This is a genomic window from Thioclava indica (assembly GCF_000714545.1).
Classification (GTDB): Bacteria; Pseudomonadota; Alphaproteobacteria; order Rhodobacterales; family Rhodobacteraceae; genus Thioclava; species Thioclava indica.
The window spans coordinates 178399-204980 of record NZ_AUNB01000029.1; the positions used below are offsets into that span (position 1 = coordinate 178399).

Below are 26582 nucleotides of genomic sequence, written 5' to 3' on the forward strand. Positions count from 1 at the left end.
TCAACGGGGCTGCTGCATGCGCGACAATAATAAGGGCAAGAACAATGGCTGGCGATAAACAGAACCTTCAGGACGCGTTTCTTAATCACGTCCGCAAGACCAAAGTGCCTGTGACGATCTTTCTGATCAACGGGGTAAAGCTGCAAGGTGTGATCACCTGGTTTGACAATTTCTGCGTGCTTTTGCGCCGCGATGGTCAATCGCAGCTCGTCTATAAACACGCAATTTCCACCATCATGCCGGGTCAGCCGATCTCGCTGTATGAAGGCGAAGAATGAGTACGCCTAATTGAGCGATCTTCATTCCTCTGAACGCGCGCCCACGCGCGCTTTCGTGCTCCATCCCGATATCCCGTCGCGAGAGGGGCCTCGACACTTGCCCAAATTCGCCTTGGCCGAGGCTGAGTCGCTGGCGCGTGCTTTGCCCGGTCTTGAGGTGATCGGCGGGCAGATCGTGCGCTTGCCCAAGCCCCATCCCGGCCATCTGTTTGGCACCGGTAAAATGGCCGAGCTGAAAGCCCAGCTTGAGGCTGATGAGATTGAATTGGTGTTGGTCGATGGTCCGGTCACACCAGTGCAGCAGCGCAATCTGGAAAAGGAATGGGGCGTTAAACTGCTTGATCGCACCGGCCTGATCCTAGAGATTTTCGCCGATCGTGCGCGCACTCGCGAGGGGGTGTTGCAGGTTGAACTGGCCGCGCTCAGCTATCAGCGCACGCGGCTGGTGCGGGCCTGGACCCACCTTGAGCGCCAGCGCGGCGGGCTTGGGTTTGTCGGTGGTCCCGGCGAAACCCAGATCGAGGCCGACCGGCGCGCGATTGACGATCAGATGGTGCGTTTGCGCCGGCAACTTGCCCGCGTGGTGAAAACCCGCGAGCTGCACCGCGCCGCACGCCGCAAGATCCCGTTCCCGATTGTCGCACTGGTGGGCTATACCAATGCGGGAAAATCGACGTTGTTCAACACCGTGACCGGGGCGGATGTGCTGGCCAAGGATATGCTGTTTGCCACGCTTGATCCCACGATGCGCGGGCTGACGCTACCCTCGGGGCGCAAGGTGATTATGTCCGACACGGTCGGGTTTATCTCTGATCTGCCCCATGAATTGGTCGCGGCCTTTCGCGCCACGCTTGAAGAGGTGCTAGAGGCCGACCTGATCTTGCATGTGCGCGACATCGCCCATCCCGAAACCGAGGAACAGGCCGCTGATGTCAATGATATCCTTGCCACTTTGGGCGTGGATGAGGACGTGGCGTCGCTGGAGGTTTGGAACAAAATCGATGCGCTGGACCCTGATCAACGCGCCGCTTTGCAGATGCAAGCCAGCCGCGACCCCGACATTCAGGCAGTTTCGGCGCTGACGGGCACGGGGCTTGCGGATTTGCTGGGCGCGATTGACGCGCGTCTCGCGGAAGAAAAGCTGTTTGAAACACTGGATCTGGGCTTTGATCAGGGGCGCAAACACGCGTGGCTGCATGAGCAAAACGTGGTGCGCGCCGAGCGGCAGACAAAAACCGGCTGGCGCTGTGATGTCGAATGGAGCGCGGCGCAGCGCAACCGGTTTCGCGCGCTTTAACAGGTAAGCGGGGCGTTATGAAACGCCCCGCTGCCTGCGAGCCCACGATAAATCACCCTTAATCTGGCGTGCGCACGACGCGAAACATCGCGCGCCGCTCGTCTGGCGTCATCTCGGTCAGGTGCTCTCCGGGAGATTTCGGCGCGCTTGGGGTAACGCTTGATGCGTGCCCGTAGCGCGTTTGGCTTTCCGAAAATTCAAGCAAATCAGGATCTAGCGGGGCAGGAGCCGTTGCCAGAGGCTTCGCCTGCGTCTCAATCGAGCTCATGCGCAGCCCCGCAACCTCAAAACGGCGCGGCGTGCGGCCAATCTCGCCTTCGGCCACCAAACAGCCCAAGGCCCGGCTGACATCGCCAAAATCCGACGTGAGCGGCAAGATCAACAGACGCGCCATCATCTCGGGCTTGCCGATACCGGTTTCGGCGCAAAGCTCGACCTCGGCGATCGCGGGATCGGTAAAGACGGCTTCGGTGATTTCCGCGATTTTCTTGCGACCATCCGGGGCGAAGAGCGCGCTCAGCGGCATGCCCCGCACCTCCATGCCCATCAAATCGTTAAGATGCATCCCGGCGAGGCGAAAGCGCCCCATGCCCGCTGCGACGCGCTCCAGAATAAACGAAAACTCCAGCGCGCGTTCGATGCCGCGCGGATTTACCTCGGAACGCGGGGGAACCGCGCGTCCTTTGCGCAAGCCCTCCCAATAGGCGCGCAGCTCGTTGCTGATACGCCGTCCTGCACCAGACCCCATTGTGATCACTCTGCTATCGCTGTCGTGTGCCATCTCATACCTGCCATTGCGAGCGCGTATCGGCGGTGTCATTATGCCATGACTTGCCATTTCGCGTTTGCCTTAAACGCCCCACTCGGTGACCTGTTCCAATCGTTTGGCTTGACCAGCGGGGCTGAATTGTTACTGAACTCTTAATACGCTTTTTTTTCACTAAATGGAGAACAAAACCTTTAAATGGTTAAGCAGCCCCAACCTCCCCGTCCGCAAATCCAGACCGTTTCGATGACCGGGTTCGCCGCGTCGCAAGGGGCGGGGCTGGGGCATGAATGGAGTTGGGAAATCCGCTCGGTCAATGGCAAGGGGTTGGATCTTCGCTTGCGCCTGCCCGATCTGGAGGGGCTGGAGGCGGGAGTGCGTCGCGAGGTGGCAGCGGTGGCGACGCGCGGCAATATCCAAGTTTCGTTGCGCTTAAACCGGCTGGGCGGGGGTGAGACATTGCGCGTCAATCACCTTGCGCTTGAGGCTGCCCTTGATGTGGTAATGGCCGCAGAGGTGGCGGCAAAGGATCGCGGCGTTACGATGGTTCCGCCCAATCCAGTCGAGATTTTGGCAATGCGCGGCGTGCTTGATCATACGGTGGCCCCGCTTGAAGACCCCAAGGCGCTGACGGATCTGCTGCTGGAAGATGTGCAAACGGTGCTGGCGGATTTTCTGGCGATGCGCGTGGCCGAAGGGCGCGAACTGGGTCAGGTGATCGCCTCTCAGATCGAGCGGATCACCGAGCTGACGCTGGCCGCAGACCAAGCAGCCGCTGCGCGCCGCCCCGAAGTTGCGCGCAATTTGCGTGAAAATCTTGCCCGCGTGATAGACGGTGCGCATAACGCGGATGAAGCGCGCGTAGCCCAAGAACTCGCGCTTTTGGCGGTGAAGGCCGATATCACCGAGGAACTCGACCGTCTGCGCGCCCATATCACCGCCGCCTGGGCCTTGCTGGGCGATCCCGGCGCGGTGGGGCGCAAGTTTGAATTTCTGACGCAGGAATTCGTGCGTGAGGCCAACACATTGTGTTCGAAATCCAGTGATGCGGCATTGACGGCGATCGGGCTGGATCTGAAATATGCGATCGACCAGATGCGCGAACAAATTTTGAACGTGGAGTAAGCCCATGCAAACGCCTCGCCGCCGTGGCCTGCTGATCATCCTGTCCTCCCCCTCGGGCGCGGGCAAATCCACCTTGGCGCGTCGTTTGATGCAATGGGATCCGACGCTGCGCTTTTCGGTCTCGGCCACCACCCGCCAACCGCGCAGCGGCGAAACGGATGGGGTGGAGTATTTTTTCAAGACGCGTTCGGAATTCGCGGCCATGGTTGAAGCCGATGGGATGCTGGAACATGCCGAGGTGTTTGGCAATTTCTATGGCACACCCAAAGGGCCAGTCGAGGCCGCGATGGCGCAGGGGCGCGATACGCTGTTTGATATCGACTGGCAGGGCGGGCAGCAGATCCGCCGCTCCAGCCTCGCCAAGGATGTGGTGTCGATCTTTATCCTGCCGCCCTCGATTGCCGATCTTGAGGCACGTTTGCGCACCCGCGCACAAGACAGCGACGAGGTGATCGCGGGGCGCATGGCAAAATCGCGCGATGAGATCAGCCATTGGGGCGAGTATGATTACGTCATTATAAACCGCGATGTGGATGCCGCCGAAGCCGAGTTGAAAACCATTCTTACGGCCGAGCGCGCGCGCGCGGATCGTCAACCCAGCCTGAACGATTTCGTTCGCGGCCTCAATGCGGAGTTTGATGCGCGATGATCTATGAGCTTGATGGAATTGCCCCGCAAATTGCCCCCGACGCCTGGGTGGCCCCCGATGCCAATTTGATTGGTAAAGTGGTGCTGGAGGATGCGGCCTCGGTCTGGTTTGGCACCACGCTGCGCGGGGATAACGAAGAGATCCGCGTCGGCGCGGGCGCGAATGTGCAGGAAAACGTGGTGTGTCATACCGATATGGGCTTTCCGCTGGTGATCGGGGCGAATTGCACGATTGGCCATAAGGCGATGCTGCATGGCTGCGTGATCGGTGAGGGGTCACTGATCGGGATGGGGGCGACGGTGCTCAACGGGGCCAAGATCGGGCGGGGCTGTCTGATCGGGGCGGGTGCGTTGATCACAGAGGGCAAAGAGATCCCCGACGGGTCTTTGGTGATGGGCGCGCCGGGCAAGGTGATACGCCAGCTTGATGCGGATGCGCAAACGCGACTTTTGCAATCGGCAGAGCATTACCGCGAAAATGCGGCGCGTTTCAGGGCGGGCCTGCGCGTAGTCAGCTAATGTTCGCGTTCGGGGCCGGGGGGCACCTCGAAGATTGTGAAATCAAGGTCGGGGAATTCTACCTTCACTTCTGAGCGAATAACTTTGGCATTGGGCAGCGGCGCAGAATAGGCGCGCAATGCGCCGCGATAACCAAGCGATTTCAACAACCGCGCCAAATCAAGAATATCAAAGCGCGCCGACAGCAGGGGCGCGAGAATAATCTCGGGGGCGATGCTGCCAAGAAGATCGGTGGTGATGGAATCCCACTGCACGACCGTCAGATTGAGGCCCTCAATCCCATGTAGCGCCATGGGCAATTCGCGCGCTGGTTCAACCAACAACATTCTTCGACAGCTTTTCAGCGCGTTTGAGTGCAGAAAAACTGCGCGCAACCCTTGTCGGGAATAGGGTAGTCGGGACATCTAACTAAGCTACTCTCTTGTCTCAAAGCATGCACCATTTCAAACGGAGACACATACCCTTCACCCGGCCTACACGCTAAGGTTTAGCTTGCTTTTAAGCTCGCCTCAAGCGCAGTTCCGCAATCTGTAAGGGTAGGATCGCATTAAAGGCTTAACAAAAACATAACACAGCCCAAGCATAATGGCGCAAATACTTTACACTGAACAGAAAAACGTCAACTGAGCATAAAGCGATGAATGGAGCAGCGATGAGCGCGCCGAATTTGACTGCCATGATTGAGATTTTGCCTCATGCCGTGCTGCAAATCGGGGCGGATGAGCGCATTTTGGCAATCAACCCAAAGGCGCAACAGATTTTTGGCGCGCATGCGTTGGGCCGGCCCTATGTGACCATTTTGCGCCAACCCGATTTTGGAACGGCCGTTGATCGCGCGCTTGGCGGAGAACAGCCTGACCGTGTGAGGTTGCGGCTAAGCTCGCGCGACGGGGCGCAGAGCGTGCAACTCGCCAGCGTGGTGGCGCTCTCGCCCGAGCTGTCACAGGGCAAAGGCGGCGTGTTGGTAAGCTTTGAGGACATCACCGCGCTGGAAACCGCCGTTGAGATGCGGCGCGATTTTGTGGCCAATGTCAGCCATGAATTGCGCACACCGCTAACCGCGCTGATGGGGTTTATCGAAACGCTGCGCAGCGCGGCGCGCGATGATCCCAAGGCGCGCGACCGGTTCCTGAGCATCATGGAACGCGAAGCCGCGCGGATGAACCGTCTGGTGGGCGATCTTTTGTCGCTGAGCCGGGTTGAGGGCGATGAGCGGATGCGCCCGACCGCTTCGGTCGATATCAGCGCCGTGCTGCGCTCGGTGATGCAGACGCTAGAGCATAATGCGCAGGCGGCGTCCGTTACCCTCATACGTGAGGGGGAAAACGGTGTGCTAAGCGTGCCCGGCGATTGCGACCAGCTTACGCAAGTTTTCACCAACCTGATTGAAAATGCGATCAAATATGGCGGGCAGGGCGGTGAGGTGCGCATCTCGGTCAGCCGTATGGCCACCGAGCCCGTGCTGCGCGGTCCGGCTTTGCGCATCGAGGTGAGTGATCGTGGCGAGGGCATTGCACCGCAGCATCTGCCCCGCCTGACCGAGCGGTTTTACCGCGTCGACACCCATCGCGCCCGCGAGCAGGGCGGCACCGGGCTGGGGCTTGCGATTGTGAAACATATCGTGGCGCGCCATCGTGGCCGGATGCGCATCGAGAGCAAACCGGGCGAGGGCAGCCGGTTCACCATCATTCTTCCGGAGACCTGATCTGCGTGAATTCCGCGCCTGTGCCAATAAACCTGGCAGTTTCGCCTATTTGGCTTGCCAAGCCCGCACACAGCGTCTATATCGCGCGCACTTCACAGGCGGAGGCGGGCCAATGGGAGAGACATCCCCAAAGGTCCACCGGTTGGGGCATTCGCCCTGAGATCCTCCGCTCAGGCCAAACCGGAAAAGGAAAATGGACATGGCGCTTCCTGAATTCACCATGCGTCAGCTCTTGGAAGCTGGCGTTCACTACGGTCACCAAACGCAACGCTGGAACCCCCGCATGGGCGAGTTCATCTATGGCGAGCGTAACGGCATCCACATCTTCGATCTGACGCAAACCGTCCCGATGCTGGACGCGGCGCTGCAAGTCGTGCGTGACACCGTTGCCAAAAACGGCCGCGTGCTGTTTGTGGGCACCAAGCGTCAGGCGGCCAAGCCGATCGCGGATGCTGCTGAAAAATGCGCACAGTATTACATGAACCACCGTTGGCTGGGCGGCACGCTCACCAACTGGAAAACCGTTTCGCAATCGATCAAACGTCTCAACGAGATCGACGAAAAACTGGAAACCGGTGCGGGTGGTCTGACCAAAAAAGAGCGTCTCGGTCTTGAGCGCGACCAAACGAAACTGCAAGCCTCGCTTGGCGGTATTCGCGAAATGGGCGGTCTTCCCGACCTGCTGTTCGTGATCGACGTCAACAAGGAATCGCTGGCCATCGCAGAAGCCAATAAACTGGGCATCCCGGTTGTGGCTGTGGTGGATAGCAACTGCCCGCCCAATGGCATCGACTACATCATTCCGGGCAATGACGATGCGGCGCGTGCGATTGCGCTGTATTGCGATCTGGTGTCGCGCGCAGCTCTGGACGGCATGACCGCACAAATGGGCGCCGCTGGCGTCGATCTGGGCGCGTTGACCGACACCCCGGAAGAAGAGGCTCTGGCCGAGGCCGAAGTGCAGGCAGACGCCTGATCTTTGCTGTCACCCAGTTGACATGAGGGCGGGATATCCCGCCCTCCAAGACTTCATTAAGGAGATCCGACCATGGCGATTACTGCCGCTCAGGTTAAGGAACTGCGCGAATCCACCGGCGCAGGCATGATGGACGCGAAAAAAGCGTTGACCGAAACGGATGGCGATATGGAAGCCGCCGTTGACTGGCTGCGCACCAAGGGGCTTGCGAAAGCGGCCAAGAAATCGGGCCGTGTGGCTGCCGAGGGTCTTGTGGCCGTCGCCGTCAGCGATGGCAAAGGTGTCGCCATCGAGGTGAACTCGGAAACCGACTTCGTCGCCAAAAACGCCGACTTCCAAAAGCTCGTCGCTGACATCGCCGAAGTGGCGCTGGAAACCGGTGAGACGGTTGAGGTTGTGAAGGCTGCGCATCTGAACGGCAAGACCGTTGATGACGTGCTGACCGACGCAATCGCGCGTATCGGCGAAAACATGACGCTGCGCCGCATGCATATGCTGCAAGGCGACGAAATTGTGCATTACGTGCACAATGCCGCCACCGATGGCATGGGCAAAATCGGCGTTCTGGTTGCGCTGAAAGGTGCTGACAACGGTATCGGCAAACAGATCGCGATGCATATCGCCGCGACCAACCCGGCCGCTTTGTCCGAGGCTGATCTTGATCCCGCTATCGTGGAAAAAGAGAAGTCCGTCCAAATGGAGATCGCGCGGGAATCGGGCAAGCCCGAAGCTGTGATTGAAAAGATGATCGTGGGCCGGATGAACAAGTTCGTTGCCGAAGTCACGCTTTTGAATCAAGCGTTTGTCGTCAACCCCGATCTGACCGTGGCGCAAGCTGCCAAGGACGCCGGCGTTGAAATCACCGGCTTCGTGCGTATGGAAGTCGGCGAAGGCATCGAGAAAAAAGAAGAAGATTTCGCTGCTGAGGTCGCCAAGACCGCCGCTGGCAAATAATCAAGTCTTTGATCGAATGAACGCCGCTCTCTGCAAAGAGGGCGGCGTTTGCTATTGGAAGACGCGCAGACGTGGGTTTAAGGCGAAATCGCCCCGCGATAGGGCGGCATCGTCATGAAAATCTGCTTTTGCAACGAGGCTTTCATCACTGCTTGCGCGGTCGTGTCAACATCCAGCCCCTCGCGCGCCAAACGCAGATGCTTTTCAACCGTCGAACTGGTCAGCCCCATGATCACCGCAATATCCGCCGTCGTCTTGCCATCCGCGACCCACTCCAACACTTCGCGCTGACGATTGGTTAACGGGCGGCGCGCAGTCGCGAAGGGCATGGTGGAAATACGCTGATGCACCAGCCGGTTCATCGTCAACAAAACGCGCGCGTTTTCGTCCCAGATCTGGTCGACATCATCCTGACTCAACCCGTATTGCCCCACGAGCCCCATCGCGCCATGCGCCCGGCTTGACAGGTCGCCAAAGCCGATTGAATACCCGGCGGTGACCCCGTGGCGATTGTTAATGTCGATAACGTCAATTTCCGCCGGGGTCAGCTGGGTAAAACTGGCACGCTCACCGGCCCAACGCCATGACCGCGCTCCGTCATTGTTCACCGCCCAATTCACCATCGGTGCATCGCGGAATTTTCCGGAATGTAGGAAATCTTTGAGATAGGCTTGGGAATGGTTGGACAAGATAAGCGCGTCGTCCAGATCGGCGAAACTATTCGTCGTGCGAAGACTGCTGAAGGCATAGATCAGTCGATCAAACCCAAATTGCGCCATCTCGCGGCAATGCAAATCCCAAATTTCTTTTATATCACGCGAGTTTAAGACGGCTTCACAAAATGCTAACATTGAAACATGCCCCCGCACAGTCGACCTTGGTCTACAAATTGATTGCCGCATTGGTGACCCTTCACTGCCACCAACTCGGGTAGATATACATTAAACTGACCTGAACGTCAGCTCTTATCGATGCGTCTCGCAGCGTCCCTGAGACGCGGTTTGTCGGGTGAGATTGGGCGCCAAAGCGGCCAGCGCATCGTGATGGGTCAGATAGATCTGCCCGCCCAGATGCGTGAGCAAATCGGAACGCGTCAGCGCGTCCATCACCGGCCCCTTAACCTCGGACAGATGCAGGCGCACGCCCGCATCCTTCAGCTGGTCGTTGACCTCTTCGAGTGCCTCCAGCGCCGAACTGTCGATGTGATTCACCGCCGGGCAATTCAGCACGACATGCTTGATCGACTGATCCGTTGCGATGCGGTCATAGATCATCTCTTCGACGAAACGCGCATTTGGAAACCACAGGCTTTCGTCGATGCGCAGCGACAGCACACCGGGGGGGCTGATCACGCGGTGACGCTCGACATTGCGGAAGTGCTCGGTGCCGGGCACCTGGCCGAGTTCAGCGACATGGGGGCGCGAGCTGCTCCAGAGATGCAGCGCGATCGACAGCACGACACCAAAGGCGATGCCGTCTTCAACGCCGCGCAGCAGCGTCACAAGGATCGTCAGCACCATCGCGATACCTTCGCGCGGCGCATAGCTGAAGGTGCGTTTGAGCGCGGCGAAATCCACCAGCGTCAGCACCGACACAAAGATCGTCGCGGCCAGCGTCGCGCGGGGCAGATAATAGAGCGCAGGCGTCAGCGTAAAGGTCGCAATCGCAACGCCGATCGCCGTGTAGGCCCCGGCGGCGGGCGTGGTCGCACCGGCCTCATAGCTGACGACCGAACGCGCAAATCCACCCGTGATCGGGAATGACCCCGAGATGGCCGAGCCGATAGAGGCCCCGCCCAAAGCGATAAATTCCTGATCGGGATCAATGCGTTGGCGTTTTTTGGCCGCCAAGGTTTGTGCCACCGAGATCGTCTCGACATAGCCGATGATCGCGATCAGCAGCGCTGGGACGAACAGCTCTTGCCAAAGCGCGGGGTCGAACGAGGGCAGGGTGGGGACGGGAAAGCCCAGCGGCACAGTGCCTACAACCGCAACGCCGCGCCCCTCCAGCCCGAAGATCCATGTCAGCGCGATTGTCACGGCGACAGCAAAGACCGGAGAGGCGCGCGTCAGGATATCCGCGATGCGCGGCGAAACCCCAGCGCGCCGCAAGCGCGGCTTCATCCCACGCCGCGCCCAAAACAGAAAGCCCAGCGACAGGATCGAGATCAGAACGGTCGCCACGTTGGTTTGCGCGAGATGCGCCCAGAGGCTTGAGAGGATTTCGTAAAGCCCGCCGCTATCGGCTTTAACGCCGAAGAAGTGTTTTACCTGACCCGCCGCGATCAAAATCCCCACCGCCGAGGTAAATCCCGACAGCACCGGGTGGCTGAGAAACGCCGTGACGAACCCCATGCGCAAAAGCCCCATCACCACCAGCATCACGCCCGACAAGAACGCCAGCGCGACCGCTGCCGTGATGTAATCAGCCGTGCCCTGAACCGCGACCTTGCTAACCGCCGCCGCCGTCATCAGCGAGATCACCGCAACCGGGCCCACGGCCAGCGGGCGCGACGTGCCAAGCACGGCGTAGATCAGCAGCGGCAGCACCGACGCATAAAGCCCGTATTGCGCCGGCATCCCCGCCAGCAGCGAATAGGCCAGCGATTGCGGGATCAGCATGATCGTCACAATCACAGCGGCGACAAGATCGGCCTCAAATGTCGGACGATCATAGGTGCGACCCCAAGTGAGGATCGGGAAATATCTTTTGAGCATAGGGTGTTATTAGCCGTTTTTACCGCGCCGGGTGGCGTAAAACTTCAACACGGGCATCAGCGAACTGTGATCATAGCCCGCATTGGCCGCAGTCTCGACGATCTTGTCGAGCTCCATCAGACCCGCCTGGCTCATCCCCCAAAGATGCGAGCTGCGTGTGCCCGAGCGGCAATAGCCGAATGCAGGCTTGGGTGCGGATTTCATGATCGCTTCGTAATCGGCCACCAAGTCAAAGGTCATCTCGCCGGGATAATAGGGCAGGTAGTGGTAATTCATCCCGTGTTTCGCGGCGAGGCTGGCCATATTGGCCGAACGATGTTCCTCATCCTCGATTTCTTCGTCGGGGCGATTGGTGATCAAAGTGCGAAAGCCCATCTCGGCGAGTTTGGCCACGTCTTCGGGTTCAATCTGGGGGGCGACCGAAAAATGGTCAGAAAGTTTGCGATGGTCCATGCGGTTTCCTGTCTGTCCTGAAGTCACAAAAAAGGGGCGGGTGTTCGCGCCCGCCCCGTTTGATCAAAGCCCGTTCACCGGGACTTTAAGATAGGTTTTGCCCTCATCATCGGCGGGCGGCATTTGACCTGCACGCATATTCACCTGCAACGAGGGGATGATGAGTTTCGGCATCGCGAGCGTTGCGTCGCGTTCAGAGCGCATCTTGACGAAATCGGCCTGCGATTTACCGCCCCCGATATGGATGTTGCGCGCTTTTTCGTCGGCAACGCTGGTCTCCCACACGAACTCGTCGCGCCCCGGAGCCTTGTAATCATGGCCTACGAAGATGCGCGTTTCATCGGGCAGGGCGAGGATCTTCTGGATCGAATTATAAAGCGTTTCCGCCGATCCGCCGGGGAAATCACAGCGCGCCGTACCGAAATCGGGCATGAACAGCGTATCGCCGACAAAGGCGGCATCCCCGATCACATATGTGAGACAAGCCGGCGTGTGGCCGGGCGTGTGCAAAACGCGCCCCTGAAGCGCGCCAATTTCAAACGTGTCGCCCTCGGCAAACAGCTTGTCGAACTGGCTGCCATCGCGCTGGAACTCGGTGCCTTCATTGAAGATCTTGCCAAACGTATCCTGCACGACCTGAATGCGATCACCGATGCCGATTTTACCGCCAACGCGTTCCTGAATATAGGGCGCGGCTGACAGGTGATCGGCATGGACATGGCTTTCCAAAATCCATTGGACATCAAGGCCTTGCTCTTGGACATAGGCGATCACCGCATCGGCGGATTTGGTATCGGTGCGCCCCGAGGAATAGTCGAAATCCAGCACGCTATCAACGATGGCGCAGGCGGTGCTGCCGGGGTCTTTCACGACATAGGACACGGTGAACGTGGCGGTATCGAAAAAGCCTTTGACGTCTGGTTTGATCATGTTGGCCTCCATTAACGTTTCCCTGCCATATGGCGTGGGCTGAATTTATGACATTGCGGCACGTTGTCCCAGTCTTGACGTGAGCTTGCGCGGCGAGACATGCGCGAGGTCGCCTTCAAACCGCCTGCTACCATTCGAAATGCTCAACGATTGCGGGCAACATTTTGAAGTCGGAGAACGCGACATCATGGGGCATCTCATGCACCGGGGTCTTGCGATAGCCCTCGGTATAAAGCGCGAATTTCGCCTTGGCATTGGCTGCGGTTTCGGCATCCACCTCACTATCACCGACATAAAGCATCGCGCCGCCACCCAGCAACGTATGGCAATGATGCAGCATCTCGGGGTCGGGTTTGCGCGTCGGGCGACTATCACCGCCCAGCACAACCTCAAAGCGCTCCCACAGCCCGACATGGCGCATCGCCGCCTCGGCAGGGGCGAAGGGTTTGTTGGTGCATACGGCCATTTTACAGCCCCGATCCGCGAGCTGATCGAGTGCTGCGATCACGCCGGGATAGATCACATTGCCATCCACATCGGTTTCATAGCGCGCGATCAATGCGCTTTCCACATGCGAGAATAGCGGCCCATCGGGGTCTTCGCCCGAGGTAATCAGAAGCTGGCGCACAAGGTTTGGCACGCCCTTGCCCACGAAAGACCGGATCATCGGCAGCGTCAGCGGCGCAAACCCCATATCGCTCAGCACAGCGTTTGACACAGCGTGAATCGCGGGCACGGAATCGATCAGCGTGCCATCGAGATCAAAGATAACGGACGGCGCGCTCATGCGGTTTTCCACTTGATCGAACAGCCCATCGAGGGGGTTTGCTCGCGTGGGCCTGCGCCGGTTTTGGCGACCATCATCATGGCCTCGTATAACTCGCGTTTGGCATCTACGGGACCAGCTTGCTTGGTCGAGGCATCAAGGCGACCGCGATATTGCAGCCCGTCCTGCGCGTCAAAGCCAAAGAAATCCGGTGTGCAGGCCGCGCCGTAAGCCTTGGCAACCGCTTGGCTTTCATCATAGAGGTAAGGAAAGGTGAAACCGCGATCACGCGCGAGTTTTCCCATGTTTTCAAAGCTATCTTCGGGGTAGTCGCTGGCATCATTGGCCGAGATCGCCACCACGCCAATCCCCGCCGCCTGCAACTCTGCCGCGTCGCGCAAGATCCGGTCGAGAACGGATTGCACATAGGGGCAGTGGTTGCAGATGAACATGACCAAGGTGCCATTGGGGCCGCGGATATCGTCAAGGGCGTAGGTCTTGCCATCGGTGGCGGGCAGCGCGAAATCCGGTGCCTTCCAGCCAAAATCGCAGACAGGGGGGGTGACAGCCATGCGGCCTCCTATTCGAATTCCATTTCCTCGTAGACGACGCCCGCGTTTTTCGTCGCCAGCTCCTCGAACGTATCAAGATGTTCGTAGGGGCTTTGATCGACGTAATAGGCGCTGGCCAGATCGCCACCTTCCTCAATATGCGCACCAATCTTGCCACGCAAATACACAAGATAATCACGGGTGTAGCGAGTGACCTGCGCAAGGTTGGTCGGATGACCATGACCAGGGATGATGAACGTGGGCTGGAGGGGCATGAACTTGGTTTCCCAAGTGTCGATCCAACAAGTCGTGCAAGTGCCTGAAAAGATTGGCATCATGCGTTCGGAAAACGCGATGTCGCCGGCAATCATAAAGCCTTGCTTGGGCAGCCAGACCTGCGTGTCGCCGGGGCTGTGCGCGGGGCCAAGGTTCATCACGTGGATCTCGTAATCGCCCATCGTGAGGACGCGCTCATCCTCAAACGTCTCGGTCGGACCCATCGGGTCGGTGCCTTCGGCGTTTTCCTTGGCGTAGCCTTGCAGCCCCGCCAGAGCCGAACCCATCCCGTCCTCGAATTCGGCGGCTGCATCCACATGGCCGAGCACCGGCACGCCCTGTTCGATCCAGTAATTATTGCCCAGCATCGAATGGTTCTGACCATTTTCATTGATGACAAGCTTAACAGGTTCGTCCGTTACGGCCTTGATTTCCTTGTGCAATGCTTCGGCCAGCTTGTAGGACGCGCCCGAGTTGACCACGACCACACCTTCGCCAGTCACGATGAAAGAGAGGTTGTTGTTATGGCCCGCGTTTTCATAAGTCGGGGGCGCGGTGGCCCCAATCGCCGACCAGATTCCGGGGATCACCTCATAGGGTTTGGAATAGAGCACCGAGCCGGGATATTGGTCGGGAATATCCTCGGAGGCGAAGACGGGAGTTACATTAAGAAGCGCCAATAATGCACTGGCAATAAACAGGTTTTTCATATCATACCTCTGGAACATAACGATAAGCGTCACCCACGCGCTCGACATGGCCCAAGCCGCCCTCGGGGAGGTGGAAGCCAATGATCGGCATCATCTCGGACGCGATTTGATCGAGCAGCGCGACGCGTGTCTTGGCCCCTAGATCGGGGTCTTGGTCCGATCCCGCCATCATGCCTGGCGCTGCGAAGGCGAGGAAGTGATTGACGATCGCATCACCCGTCACCATCGCGGACGTGCTGCCATTGCGGATCTCGAATGACATATGACCCGGCGTGTGCCCCGGCGTCATGCGCGAGGCGATACCGGGAAGGATTTCCTCGCCATCTCCGAAGGTTGTGAATTGATCTTCAAGTGTTTGCAGCCGCCGTAACGCGCCCGCCGCAAAGGTCGTGCGCCCCGCGTCAATCTTGTTCACGGTCTCGGGGTTGATCCAGTAATCGAACTCGGTCTTGCCCATCAGGTGCTGGGCATTGGCAAAGATCGCCTCGTCGAAATCATCCAGAACGCCCCAAAGGTGATCGGGGTGGCCGTGGGTGAACACGACATGGGTCACGTCATCGCGGCTGATTTCTAGCGCGTCGAGCGCGGCTTGCAGCTTGCCCGCTGAGGGCATGAAATCGGGGCCAGCGCCGACATCAAACAGCACCGTATTGGTGCCGTCGCGATAAAGCGTCAGGTTGCAGGGCGGCTCGACCTCAGGGCCGGTGATGCCGTAATCCTTCAGGATCGGCGCGGCCTTGGGGTCGTCAGACACAAAGCTGAGCGGCAAGACCAGATTGCCGTCTGACAGCGTGTCGATCCGTGCGTTGCCCAGTTCCAGCGATTGCGCGGCAAAGCTGAACTGGGGCAGGGCGCTTGCAACCGTGGTTGCCAGTGCCCCGCGCAAGAGTGTGCGTCGCGAAAATCTCATGCCCGTTCCTCCCTAAACAGGTATTCAATTTAGCGAATATGAACGACAGAGTGTCGCAGGGCAAGCATGCAGATCACAAAGGTGCGATTATTGCGCCGCTTTCAGCGCTCCTTCGGCGGCCGCACGGATCGCGCGCATGTTCTGCCCATACACCTCGGGGGTGTCGACCGAGCCGCCCTTGAACACTGCCGAGCCTGCGACAAAGCAATCCGCCCCCGCCGCGACCAGCGGGCCGACCGTGTTGGGATCAACCCCGCCATCGACCTGAATATGGATCTCGCGATCACCGATCATCTTGCGCACCTGAGCAACCTTTTGCACGCTGGAGGGAATGAATTTCTGCCCGCCGAAACCGGGGTTCACGCTCATCACCAGCACCATGTCGCACAGATCGAGCAGGTATTCGATCACGCTCGCAGGCGTGCCGGGATTGAGGCTGATGCCACATTTTGCACCCGTTGCCTTGATCGCCTGAAGCGTGCGATGGGGGTGCGGCCCGGCCTCGTAATGGGCCACGATCATATCGGCACCCGCCTCGGCATAGGCCTCGATATAGGGGTCCACGGGCGCGATCATCAGATGCACGTCCATAAAGGTTTTCACATGCGGGCGAAACGCTTTCACGGCGGGCGGGCCAAAGGTGAGATTGGGCACGAAATGCCCGTCCATCACATCGACATGCACCCAATCGGCGCCCTGCGCCTCAATCGCGCGGATCTCGGCCCCGAAATTGGCGAAATCGGCCGAAAGGATCGAAGGGGCGATCTTGATGGAACGGTCAAAGCTCATGGGGGCCTCCTTGGCGGCTCATTTTGTCAGCTGCGCAAACAGCGTGGGCAGTTTCTCGGGCAGGCGCTCGACCTGATCGATGATCGTGTAGTTATTCGCCCCGAAAATGCGCTGGACATACCGGTCGGCCTCGGGGTCGAGGGTCAGACAGTAGCTGGATATGCCGATTTGCGCCAATTCGGAAGCCGCTTTCTTGGCATCCGCGCGCAGATATTGCGGATCGCGTTCGTCGATATCAGCAGGCTCGCCATCGGTGACGATCAACAACAGCTTGTGGGACTCGGGGCGCGCGGCAAGGTGATGACCGGCATGGCGCATCGCAGCGCCCATGCGCGTGGACAGCCCACCCTTCATGCCCGCAAGGCGCGCCTTGGCCTCGGCGTCGAGCTTTTGCTCGAAATCCTTGAAGCGGTAATATTGCACGTCATGACGTCCGTCCGAGGCAAAGCCGTGAATGGCATAAGGATCGCCGATCCCCTCAATCGCCGAGGCCACCAGCACCGAAGCCTCGCGTGTCAGTTCCAGCACGGTTTTTTCCGCGCCGCGCACCTGTTCATTGGTGGATTGCGACAGATCGAGCAAGATCACCACCGCCAGATCGCGCCGGTTGATCACGTTGCGCATGGTGATGCGCATGTCGGGTTGGTGGCCGATCCGCGTCATCACCATCGCATCCACGGCGGCGTTGATATCCAACTCGTCGCCATCCTCAAGACGGCGCTGGCGCGACACGCCTTGCGGGCGCAGCCGGTCCACGATTTGCTTGATGCGGTGGCGGATGCCGCGATGGGCGGTCAGGATGGTGTCAATCGCCTCGGGGTCGCCCTTGCCCTGACGGCGCTCATAAACGGTGGCCCAGCTAGGGCGGTGCAGTTGCACCTTGTAATCCCATTCGCTGTAGTGAAACGGGTCCGAGACCGGCTCCTTACCCTCGCGTTCGTTATAGGAAACGCCCTCATCCTCGTAGGGGAAAAGCTCGGAGGAAAGCACCCAGATCTCTTGCGCATCATCGCCAGCGGTCTCGACATCGACCTCGTTGACGAACTCCATCAAGCCGACATTTTTGCGCACTTGCCCCAGCTCGGGCTGATAGGCGTTGGTATTGTCCCAATCATAGCCCTCCATCGCCCAGACAAAACGGTTGTCGTCGCGATAAGGAATGGCGAGGCTTTCGAGGATACGCAGGCTTGGCACGGCGCGGCGATCCGCGAGCAGATTATACAGTTCGATCCCAAGCGACCATGACAGCATCGTCTCGCGCATATTCTCGGCGATATTGGTGTGGAAAGCTTCGATGATATTGTCGATCTCGACATCGCCCAGACGCTGCCCCGGATTGATCAACGCCTTCGCGATCCGTTCCAAAAGATACATCGTTTCGTGTTCGTACGTGCCGGGCGCGCTTTCGGGGAGCAGCGTTTGAAACATCGTCTTGAGACCCGGGAAAGCGGCAATCGCGCAATACTCCACCCGCGCATCCTCAAACAGGCCAATCAGAAAAATCTGCGCGGGGTTAAGCGCCCCATGCCCCAGACCGCGATCGGAATAGGCGATATGGGCGGCCATATGCGCACACATCGCGCGATACAGATCCAGCCCCGAGGTCGCACCGATCGCGTCTACAGCATCGGGCAGATGCAGCGCGCCGGACTCGATAAAGGGGCGAAACCCTGCGAAATCGGCCGCCGAGGGGCGCAGGAAGAAATCGCGCGCCCAGAATGCGCGCAGATAGAAATTGAGCCGCCGCTGGCTATCGATAAACAGCGTGCCGCGGCGTTCCTGTTTCAGGATGGCGCGGCTGTCTTGCGAGACTAAACCGAAGTAATCGGCCTGTTTTGGCAGATCGCGGCGATAGGCCTCGACGCCGAAATCGACCCAGCGACGCAGGCCAGACAAAGTCAGCTTGCCCAGCAACTCTTCGAGCACGCCAAACATCGGGCGCAACCCGCGCGGGGCCATCGCGGCAAGGCGATGCAGCAGCGCCAGATAGCCGCGCAGCAATTCGGGGTCGCCAAAGCGGCGCGCTGCACCGGGCAGGGTGGACAGCGCCAGCGTCAGCACCTCGCCCGACACCATTGAGGACAGTTTCAGCACCGCGCCCACGACATCACGAATGGCATCCTCGCCGCATTCCTTGACCACCTGAGGCATCTCGTCGAGATAGCTCACCAGCAGCTTCGGCCCCTTGCCAAGCGCGATCATCGCACGCGCGCCGTCGAGATAATCCTTGAGACCCGCCGGTGACATCACCCGCGCGGAGTCGTGAAACAGCCCTTCCAATCTGTCCTCCAACTCGGGGGCGGCCTTGATCAGATCGGGTGCGTAATCCTCAAGAGTGACCTTCATGTGATCGCCCTCACGCCACCTTGGAACTGTCAGAGACCTCGGGGAAGAAGGTCGTCACCGCCGCTTGCAGCGTGTCGCGCATATCACCATCATCGGTGAGCGGCTCGACCAGCGCCATCTGGCAGGCGGCTTGCGGGGCGATGTTTTTCGCGATCAACTGGCCGGCATAGACCAGCAGGCGGGTCGACATCCCTTCATCCAGCCCATGCCCCTTAAGATTGCGCGAGCGTTGCGCGACCTGCACCAGACGCTCGGCGGTTTTCAGGTCGATGCCGGCCTCATGGGCGACGATCTCGGCCTCGGTACCGGTGCTGGGATAGTCAAACGACATCGCGCCAAAACGCTGTTTGGTGGATTGTTTGAGATCCTTCATCATCGACTGGTAGCCGGGGTTATACGAAATCACGACCTGAAAATCGGGATGGGCATCGACCAGCTCGCCCTTTTTCTCCAGCGGCAACTGGCGGCGGTGATCGGTCAGCGGGTGGATCACGACGGTGGTATCCTGACGCGCCTCGACCACCTCGTCGAGATAACAGATCGCGCCGATCCGCGCGGCCACGGTCAGCGGCCCGTCCTGCCATTTCGTGCCGTTGATATCGAGCAGAAACCGCCCGATCAGATCAGAAGCGGTCATGTCCTCGTTACAGGCCACGGTGATCAGCGGGCGCTGCAATTTCCACGCCATATATTCGACAAAGCGGGATTTACCACAGCCCGTTGGCCCCTTGAGCATCACCGGCATGCGCACGTCATAGGCGGCGGCGTATTGGTCGATCTCATCGCCTACGGGGCGGTAATAGGGTTCGGTCTTGATCAGAAACTGGCTGGTATCGATATCGCTCATGGCGGGTGCCCTCCGGTCGCGCGGGTGGGGGTCGGGCCACAGGAAATGCGGCCCGACCTTGGGGGATCAGGCCGTCATTTCGGCCCGGTGAACCACCATCGAGGTGCCCTGCGTCTGCTTGAAGTTGTCATAGCCGACAAGGCGGACGTGGTTCTTGGGGTTGGCTTTGCGGCACATGTCGATCTCGGCAAAGATCGCATCGACATCGGTTTCGCCAAACATTGGTAGCTTCCACATATACCAGAAATTCGAGCGGGTATTTTCCGGTTCGGTATGCTCAATGGCAGGGTTCCACCCCTTGCTGACGATATATTCCACCTGCTTGCGCAGCTCGTCTGCACTTAGTTGCGGCAGGTAGGAAAACGTGCCCATCTTGCGGCTGTTGGGATCTGAGATACGCGAGCCGTAGTCTTGCATTCCACTCATGGTTTCAATCCTTTCTCAGGTGTTCCTCATGCGATGATCCGGGCGGATTACCGGTGGGCGACGTCCAGCTTATCCACAGTGTCAAACTCGAACTTGATCTCTTTCCACGTCTCCATCGCGATCTTGAGCTCGGGGGAGTGTTTGCCCGCCTCGGTCATGATGTCCTTGCTTTCCTTTTCCAGATCGCGGCCTTCGTTGCGCGCCTTGACACAGGCCTCGACGGCAACACGGTTGGCCGCTGCGCCCGCCGCGTTGCCCCAGGGGTGACCCAAGGTGCCGCCGCCAAATTGCAGGCAGCTGTCATCGCCGAAGATGTTGACCAGCGCGGGCATGTGCCAGACGTGGATACCGCCCGAGGCCACCGGCAGAACGCCCGGCATCTGGCCCCAATCCTGATCAAAGAAGATCCCGCGCGAGCGGTCCTCTTTGATGTATTTCTCGCGCATCAGGTCGATCCAGCCCAATGTCGCGGCGCGGTCGCCCTCCAACTTGCCGACCACTGTGCCCGAATGCAGGTGATCGCCGCCTAGCAGACGCAGCATTTTCGCCAGCACGCGGAAGTTGATGCCGTGCTTGGGGTGACGGTCGATCACGCCATGCATCGCGCGGTGAACATGCAGCAGCATGCCATTATCGCGACACCAGCGCGACAGCGACGCCTGCGCAGCCCAGCCCATCGTGAGGTAATCCGACATGATGATCGGCGAGCCGATCTCTTTGGCGAACTCGGCGCGTTTATACATTTCCTCGATATTGGGCGCGGTCACGTTGAGGTAGTGGCCTTTGCGTTCTCCCGTCTCAAGTTCCGCCTTTTCAATGGCTTCTTGGCAGAACTCAAAGCGGTCACGCCAGCGCATGAAAGGTTGCGAGTTGATGTTCTCGTCATCCTTGGTGAAATCAAGCCCGCCACGCAGCGCCTCGTAAACCGCGCGCCCGTAGTTCTTGGCCGAGAGGCCCAGTTTCGGCTTGATCGTGCAGCCCAAGAACGGGCGGCCGTATTTATCAAGCTTGTCGCGCTCCACCTGAATGCCGTGGGGCGGGCCGTCGCAGGTGGTCACGAACCACAGCGGAAAACGCACATCTTCCAGACGCAGCGCTCGCACGGCCTTAAAGCCGAACACGTTGCCCACCAACGAGGTAAAGACGTTGACGACCGAGCCTTCCTCGAACAGGCCCATCGGGTAGGCGATAAAGGCATAATAGCTTTCATCATCGCCCGGCACGTCCTCAATCGCGTAGGCACGACCCTTGTAATATTCCAGATCGGTCAGAAGGTCCGTCCAGACCGTCGTCCAAGTGCCGGTGGAACTTTCCGCCGCCACAGCCGCTGCCGCCTCTTCGCGCGGCACGCCCGCTTGCGGGGTGATCTTGAAACAGGCCAGAACATCGCTGTCCTTAGGGGTGTAATTGGGTTCCCAATAGGTCTCGCGGTATTCCTTGACGCCTGCGGAATATTTGGCCGAGGGTGCTTGCGTGTTCATGTCGGGGTCTCCTTCTCCCTGAAAATCCGGTCGTTTGCGCGCCATTGCCTGTGGGCCTTGGGCAAGGTTTTGCCTTATGCCCTTGGATCAAGCGCGCCTGTGCTGTAGCGTTTGGCCATCTCGTCCATGTCGATGGCGTTGATTTTGCTGGCGTTTCCCGCGGTGCCGAACCGCTCGAACCGGTCAAGACACAGCTTTTCCATCTCTTCCATCGCGGGAATGGTGAATTTGCGCGGATCGAACTCGGTCTTTTTCTGCATCGCCACTTTGCGAAACTGTCCGGTGATCGCCATGCGGTTATCGGTGTCGATATTAACCTTGCGCACGCCCGATTTGATGCCGCGCTCGATTTCTTCGACCGGCACGCCGTAAGTCTGGGGCATTTCGCCACCGAACGCGTTAATCAGATCCTGCAGATATTGCGGAACGCTTGACGAGCCATGCATGACCAGATGCACATTCGGGATCTTGGCGTGGATTTGCTCAATGCGTTCAATCGCCAAGATATCGCCAGTCGGCTTGCGCGAGAACTTATAGGCACCGTGGCTTGTGCCGCAAGCAATCGCCAGCGCATCAACCTTGGTTTTGGCCACGAAATCCTTGGCTTGGTCGGGATCTGTGAGCAGGTCATCCATGCTCAACTTGCCCTCAGCCCCCGAGCCGTCCTCGGCCGCAGCTTCACCGGTTTCAAGGCTACCCAACACGCCCAGCTCGCCCTCAACCGAGGCCCCGACCCAATGCGCCATCCGCGAAACACGTTCTGTAATCTCGACGTTATACTCATAAGACGAGGGGGTTTTCATATCCGCCTCTAGCGAGCCATCCATCATCACCGAGGTAAACCCGTGGCGAATTGCGCTCAGGCAAGTCTGCTCGTTATTGCCGTGATCTTGGTGCATACACAGCGGGATATGCGGATACATCTCGGCCAGCGCCTGAATCATATGGCGCAGCATGATGTCGCCCGCATAGCTGCGCGCGCCGCGACTGGCTTGCATAATGACAGGCGAGTCACATTTCGCCGCCGCCTTCATGATCGCGAGACCCTGTTCCATATTGTTGATGTTGAACGCGGGCACGCCATAGCCACGCTCGGCGGCGTGATCTAGAAGGTGTCTGAGCGTTATCAATGCCATATCGGTCGTTCCTCTTTCACCGGTCTTCCTCTTGACCAAAATATCCCGGGGGTCCGGGGGCTGGCCCCCGGCTTGCTCAGATCCGGCTTTTTGCCTGGTTCACAATGGCTTGCGCCGTGATTCCGAAGTGTTCATACAGCGCCGGGGCAGGGGCTGATGCTCCAAACCCTTTCATCCCGACAAAGCCGTCCTGTCGGTCGAGAAACAGATCCCAGCCTTGCCGGATCGCAGCCTCGCAGCCCACACGCGGCGCGGTGCCAAGGATGGCGTTGCGATAGGCTTGGTCCTGCGCGTCAAACAGCTCAAAACACGGGGCGGATACAACGGCGGCCTTGATCCCCTCGGCCTCAAGCTGATCTGCTGCCACCATCGCGATTTCAACCTCGGACCCCGTGGCAATCAGCGTCACATCGCGCTGCGCGGGATCACGCAGCAAATAGGCCCCGCGAGCGCTTAGGTTTTCCGCGACATGATCCACGCGCTGCAGCGGCAGGTTTTGCCGAGACGACACGATCATTACCGGCTTGTCCTCTGACATCATTGCGATTTCCCAAGCCTCGGCGGTTTCCACCGCATCCGTCGGGCGCATCACCAACAGGTTGGGAATGGCGCGCAGGCTGGCGAGATGCTCGTCGGGTTGGTGCGTCGGGCCATCCTCGCCCAGATCGATGCTGTCATGCGTCATCACATAGGTCACCGGCACGCCCATCAGAGCAGACAGCCGGATCGCGGGGCGGCAATAATCGGCAAAGGCCATGAAGGTGCCGCCATAGGGCTTGAGCCCGCCATGCAGCGCAATCCCGTTCATCGCCGCCGCCATCCCGTGCTCGCGAATACCGTAATGGATGTAATCACCACTGAAATCTTGCGGCGTAACCGATTGCATTTCCGAGCTTTTCGTAAGGTTCGAACCAGTCAGATCGGCCGAGCCGCCAACCGTGAAGGGTAGGGTGGCATTGACCACTTCCAGCGCCATCTGGCTGGCTTTGCGGGTCGCGACCTTAGGCTTGTCCTGCGAAAGTTGACGCTTGAACGCCTCGATTGCGGCGGGCAGGGCGCTTGTGTCACAATCCTCAGCCGCTTGAAACTCGGCGCTGATGCGTTTTTCCCACTCGGCCCGTTTAGCAGCCCCACGCGCAGCAATAGCGCGCCATGCATCATAGGTTTGTTGAGGGATCTCAAACGGTTCATAGGCCCAGTTCAACTGCTTGCGCGCGGCTGCAATCTCGGCATCGCCCAGCGGTGCGCCATGCACATCATGGCAGCCTTGCTTGTTGGGCGCGCCAAAGCCGATGATCGTGCGGCACGCAATCAGCGAGGGGCGCGGGTCATGGCGTGCAGCCGCGATGGCGTCCGCAATGGCCTCCATGTCGTGACCGTCACAAGCGCTGACATGCCAGCCCGCAGCCGCAAAGCGCGCCTGCTGATCGGTCGAGGTGGACAGGTTGGTATCGCCATCAATCGTGATCGCATTGTCGTCCCACATCACCACCAGCTTGCCCAAGCCAAGATGCCCAGCCAGATCAATCGCCTCGTGGCTAATGCCTTCCATCAGGCAGCCATCTCCCGCGATGACATAGGTGAAATGGTTTACGTTATCATCGCTATAGCGCGCGTTCTTCATCTTTTCCGCTAGCGCCATACCGACCGAGGTCGCAATGCCCTGACCCAAGGGGCCTGTCGTCACCTCGATCCCATCGGCATGGCCATATTCGGGGTGTCCAGCGGTGCGTGACCCGAGTTGGCGGAAGTTGCGCAGTTGGTCCATATCCATGTCGGCGTAACCCAGCAGATGATGGATCGCATAAAGCAGCATCGAACCATGTCCCGCCGACAGAACGAACCGGTCGCGATCGGGCCATTTCGGCGCGCTCGGATCAATCGATATAAAGCGGTTGAACAGAACGGTCGCGACGTCGGCCATGCCCATCGGCATCCCCGGATGACCGGAATTAGCCCGCTGCACGGCATCCATGGCAAGTGCACGAATGGCATTGGCCATTTCCGTTTCTTGAGTGGTTTGAATGTCTTTCATGGCGTTGTTCATCCTTCCTAAGCGCGCCGACCGTCGCGCACGAGGCGCTCGATCAACGGGGTTAGGATCAGTTGCATCGCAAGATCCTGCTTGTTGCCGGGGATCACGATCGAATTGGCGCGGCTCATCCACGAGCCGTGGATCATCGAGGTCAGATAGGGGAAATCGATGCCGCGCGGGTTCTTGAACCGGATCACGACAAGGCTTTCGTCGGGCGTCGGAATCCAGCGCGCGATGAACGGGTTTGACGTATCCACCACCGGCACACGCTGAAAGTTGATGTCGGTTTCCGAGAATTGCGGCACGATGCAATTCACATAGGAATGCATCCGGCGCAGGATCACATCGGTCACCGCCTCGGTCGAGTAGCCGCGCGAGGCCCGGTCGCGATGGATCTTCTGCGTCCATTCAAGGTTGATCACCGGCACAACACCGATTTTCAGATCGGCGAGTTGCGCAAGATTGACCTCATCATTGACGACGCAGCCATGCAGCCCCTCGTAAAACAACAGATCGGAATCGTTCTCAAAATCATCCCAAGGCGTGAAATGACCCGGCGGCGTGCCGTGACGTTCGGCCTCGGTTTCATCGTGAATATAGTGGCGCGTCTTGCCTTTGCCGGTCTCGCCATACTCGCGAAAGACCCGCTCTAGTTCGACCAACTCATTGGCTTCATAAGAAAAGTGCGAAAAACCTGGGTCACTTTCGTCATAGTGCTTTTGCAACTCGGCCTTCATATCGGCGCGGTTAAAGCGGTGAAACGCATCGCCCTCAATCGAGACGGCGGTGATTTCCTCGCGGCGAAAGATCTGCTCAAAGGTGGATTTAACGGTCGACGTGCCAGCCCCAGAGGAGCCCACGACAGAGATGATCGGATGTTTCTTGGACATGATTTAGCTCCGGAACAGGCCGCGATTGTTGAACAAGGCATGAGCCTCGTCTTGGGGCAGATCGTGATAGGCTGCGACGCGCGCGACTTTGGCGTTGGACCCGAACACGAACGGCGTGCGGGCGTGCAATTGATCGGGCAGGGCGCTCAGGATCGGGTCGGCCCCATCGGTGGCCCCACCGCCAAGCTGCGTGATCAGGAACGCAATCGGCGCGCATTCATAGACATGGCGCAGACGACCGCGCTTATAGCCATCGCGGTCATCGCCGGGATAGAGAAACACGCCGCCGCGGCTGATAATTCGATGGGTTTCCGCCACCAGCGAGGCAATCCAGCGCATGTTGAAATTGCGCCCGCGCGGCCCCTCGGACCCCGCCACCATATCATCGACAAAGGCGCGGATCGGCACTGGCCAATGGCGGTAATTCGAAGCGTTGATCGCATATTCGGACGTATCGACGGGCAGGGGGCGCGGATCGGCGACGCGGGTCCAGGTATCGCCGCCCGGCTCCAGCACCCATTGCTGCACGCCATTCCCAAAGCTGACAACCAGCGCGGTCTGCGGCCCGAAGATGATATAACCGCCTGCGATTTGCTCGCTCCCGGGGCGCAGAAAACTGGCCTCATGCGTCTCGGCGGCGGGAAAGATCGAGAAAATCGTGCCGATCGAGACGTTCACGTCGATATTGGATGATCCATCCAGCGGGTCGATCGCCAGCGCCAACGAACCGGTGCCAAAATCAACGACATCGTCTTGTTCCTCTGAGGCGTAATGGATCACCGCACCATCGCGCAGCGCGTCCATAAACGCCTCATCCGCGATCACATCGAGCGCCTTTTGACCGTCACCACCGGCATTAACGCCCGCAGATTCCGACAGATCACCCTCAATCCCGTTGCGGGCTATGATACGCGCCAGTTGCGCGCCGACCTGTGTCAGGCGGGTCATCGTATCTGATAATTCGGTGGATAGGCCGAGGCCTTCGAAACTCACGGACATCGGCTCCTCCTCCAAGGTGATGTGCTGAAGTGAGGTTACGATTGCGGAATTT

The 26582-nt window shown here is 59.2% G+C and carries 27 protein-coding genes; 8 read left to right on the forward strand and 19 right to left on the reverse strand.

The genetic code is table 11. The features are described 5' to 3' along the window. Positions 1-44: 44 nt before the first annotated feature. Positions 45-278, forward strand: coding sequence for an RNA chaperone Hfq (gene hfq / locus DT23_RS10605; protein ID WP_038131059.1), 234 nt, complete (start codon positions 45-47; stop codon positions 276-278). Positions 279-288: 10 nt separating this feature from the next. Then, the gene (gene hflX, locus DT23_RS10610) at positions 289-1575 is read left to right on the forward strand and encodes a GTPase HflX (protein ID WP_038131061.1); all 1287 of its coding nucleotides are present in this window, start codon (positions 289-291) and stop codon (positions 1573-1575) included. 58 nt (positions 1576-1633) lie between these two features. Here the strand turns inward: hflX and DT23_RS10615 are convergent, their stop codons facing one another. After that, positions 1634-2356 carry a PAS domain-containing protein gene (locus DT23_RS10615; protein WP_038131063.1) on the reverse strand — a complete coding sequence of 241 codons (723 nt, stop codon included), beginning with the start codon at positions 2354-2356 and terminating at the stop codon, positions 1634-1636. A gap of 231 nt (positions 2357-2587) precedes the next feature. Between DT23_RS10615 and DT23_RS10620 the strand changes: the two genes are divergently transcribed. Genes DT23_RS10620 through DT23_RS10630 form a run of 3 tightly spaced genes read left to right on the forward strand, consistent with a single transcriptional unit; the run spans position 2588 to position 4633 of the window. Next, positions 2588-3466, forward strand: coding sequence for a YicC/YloC family endoribonuclease (locus DT23_RS10620; RefSeq protein WP_038131154.1), 879 nt, complete (start codon positions 2588-2590; stop codon positions 3464-3466). 4 nt (positions 3467-3470) lie between these two features. Beyond that, a complete protein-coding gene (gene gmk / locus DT23_RS10625) occupies positions 3471-4115 on the forward strand; it encodes a guanylate kinase (protein WP_038131064.1) in 645 nt (214 codons plus the stop codon). After that, a complete protein-coding gene (locus tag DT23_RS10630) occupies positions 4112-4633 on the forward strand; it encodes a gamma carbonic anhydrase family protein (protein WP_038131065.1) in 522 nt (173 codons plus the stop codon). The genes gmk and DT23_RS10630 overlap by 4 nt, the downstream gene beginning before the upstream one ends. On the opposite strand, the gene DT23_RS10635 is transcribed toward DT23_RS10630, so the two are convergent. Next, a complete protein-coding gene (locus tag DT23_RS10635) occupies positions 4630-4926 on the reverse strand; it encodes a hypothetical protein (protein ID WP_162177219.1) in 297 nt (98 codons plus the stop codon). The two genes, DT23_RS10630 and DT23_RS10635, sit on opposite strands and share 4 nt — an antisense overlap. Positions 4927-5285: 359 nt before the next feature. On the opposite strand from DT23_RS10635, the gene DT23_RS10640 reads away from it, so the two are divergent. From DT23_RS10640 to tsf, 3 genes are all read left to right on the forward strand, one after another. Then, on the forward strand, positions 5286-6338 hold the full coding sequence (locus DT23_RS10640) for a sensor histidine kinase (protein ID WP_038131067.1): 1053 nt from the start codon (positions 5286-5288) through the stop codon (positions 6336-6338). A 199-nt stretch (positions 6339-6537) separates the two neighbouring features. Beyond that, on the forward strand, positions 6538-7314 hold the full coding sequence (gene rpsB, locus DT23_RS10645) for a 30S ribosomal protein S2 (RefSeq protein ID WP_038131156.1): 777 nt from the start codon (positions 6538-6540) through the stop codon (positions 7312-7314). Positions 7315-7386: 72 nt separating this feature from the next. Then, the gene (tsf, locus tag DT23_RS10650) at positions 7387-8268 is read left to right on the forward strand and encodes a translation elongation factor Ts (RefSeq protein WP_038131068.1); all 882 of its coding nucleotides are present in this window, start codon (positions 7387-7389) and stop codon (positions 8266-8268) included. Positions 8269-8345: 77 nt separating this feature from the next. Here tsf and DT23_RS10655 read toward each other — a convergent pair whose 3' ends face one another. The 17 genes from DT23_RS10655 to DT23_RS10735 form a co-directional block, all read right to left on the reverse strand. Beyond that, positions 8346-9170, reverse strand: coding sequence for a helix-turn-helix transcriptional regulator (locus DT23_RS10655; protein ID WP_338064222.1), 825 nt, complete (start codon positions 9168-9170; stop codon positions 8346-8348). Positions 9171-9233: 63 nt separating this feature from the next. Continuing rightward, positions 9234-10985, reverse strand: coding sequence for a SulP family inorganic anion transporter (locus DT23_RS10660; protein WP_038131070.1), 1752 nt, complete (start codon positions 10983-10985; stop codon positions 9234-9236). A 9-nt stretch (positions 10986-10994) separates the two neighbouring features. Continuing rightward, a complete protein-coding gene (locus DT23_RS10665; RefSeq protein ID WP_038131071.1) occupies positions 10995-11438 on the reverse strand; it encodes a protein tyrosine phosphatase family protein in 444 nt (147 codons plus the stop codon). A 63-nt stretch (positions 11439-11501) separates the two neighbouring features. Further along, positions 11502-12365, reverse strand: coding sequence for an MBL fold metallo-hydrolase (locus DT23_RS10670; protein ID WP_205618234.1), 864 nt, complete (start codon positions 12363-12365; stop codon positions 11502-11504). A gap of 130 nt (positions 12366-12495) precedes the next feature. Beyond that, positions 12496-13155 (reverse strand): phosphoglycolate phosphatase, encoded by a 660-nt coding sequence (locus tag DT23_RS10675; RefSeq protein ID WP_038131072.1) that lies wholly within the window; start codon positions 13153-13155, stop codon positions 12496-12498. Continuing rightward, positions 13152-13706, reverse strand: a complete 555-nt coding sequence (locus DT23_RS10680; protein ID WP_038131073.1) for a thioredoxin family protein — start codon at positions 13704-13706, stop codon at positions 13152-13154. Before DT23_RS10680 ends, DT23_RS10675 begins: the two co-directional genes overlap by 4 nt. Before the next feature lie 8 nt (positions 13707-13714). Then, the gene (locus DT23_RS10685; protein WP_038131074.1) at positions 13715-14671 is read right to left on the reverse strand and encodes an MBL fold metallo-hydrolase; all 957 of its coding nucleotides are present in this window, start codon (positions 14669-14671) and stop codon (positions 13715-13717) included. Between the two features lies 1 nt (position 14672). Next, complete coding sequence (locus DT23_RS10690) at positions 14673-15581, reverse strand: MBL fold metallo-hydrolase (protein ID WP_038131075.1); 909 nt, start codon at positions 15579-15581, stop codon at positions 14673-14675. Positions 15582-15668: 87 nt separating this feature from the next. Beyond that, positions 15669-16370, reverse strand: a complete 702-nt coding sequence (rpe, locus tag DT23_RS10695; RefSeq protein ID WP_038131076.1) for a ribulose-phosphate 3-epimerase — start codon at positions 16368-16370, stop codon at positions 15669-15671. Between the two features lie 18 nt (positions 16371-16388). Next, positions 16389-18716 (reverse strand): nitric oxide reductase activation protein NorD, encoded by a 2328-nt coding sequence (locus DT23_RS10700; RefSeq protein ID WP_038131078.1) that lies wholly within the window; start codon positions 18714-18716, stop codon positions 16389-16391. 10 nt (positions 18717-18726) lie between these two features. Next, positions 18727-19563 (reverse strand): CbbQ/NirQ/NorQ/GpvN family protein, encoded by an 837-nt coding sequence (locus DT23_RS10705; protein WP_038131079.1) that lies wholly within the window; start codon positions 19561-19563, stop codon positions 18727-18729. Between the two features lie 66 nt (positions 19564-19629). After that, a complete protein-coding gene (locus DT23_RS10710; RefSeq protein ID WP_038131081.1) occupies positions 19630-19989 on the reverse strand; it encodes a ribulose bisphosphate carboxylase small subunit in 360 nt (119 codons plus the stop codon). Between the two features lie 47 nt (positions 19990-20036). Further along, positions 20037-21470 carry a form I ribulose bisphosphate carboxylase large subunit gene (locus DT23_RS10715; protein ID WP_038131082.1) on the reverse strand — a complete coding sequence of 478 codons (1434 nt, stop codon included), beginning with the start codon at positions 21468-21470 and terminating at the stop codon, positions 20037-20039. A 74-nt stretch (positions 21471-21544) separates the two neighbouring features. Next, the gene (fba, locus tag DT23_RS10720; protein WP_038131083.1) at positions 21545-22606 is read right to left on the reverse strand and encodes a class II fructose-bisphosphate aldolase; all 1062 of its coding nucleotides are present in this window, start codon (positions 22604-22606) and stop codon (positions 21545-21547) included. A 76-nt stretch (positions 22607-22682) separates the two neighbouring features. Beyond that, positions 22683-24641 (reverse strand): transketolase, encoded by a 1959-nt coding sequence (gene tkt, locus DT23_RS10725; protein WP_038131158.1) that lies wholly within the window; start codon positions 24639-24641, stop codon positions 22683-22685. 17 nt (positions 24642-24658) lie between these two features. Then, the gene (locus DT23_RS10730) at positions 24659-25531 is read right to left on the reverse strand and encodes a phosphoribulokinase (RefSeq protein WP_038131084.1); all 873 of its coding nucleotides are present in this window, start codon (positions 25529-25531) and stop codon (positions 24659-24661) included. Between the two features lie 3 nt (positions 25532-25534). Further along, the gene (locus DT23_RS10735) at positions 25535-26530 is read right to left on the reverse strand and encodes a class 1 fructose-bisphosphatase (RefSeq protein ID WP_038131085.1); all 996 of its coding nucleotides are present in this window, start codon (positions 26528-26530) and stop codon (positions 25535-25537) included. Positions 26531-26582: the final 52 nt, after the last annotated feature.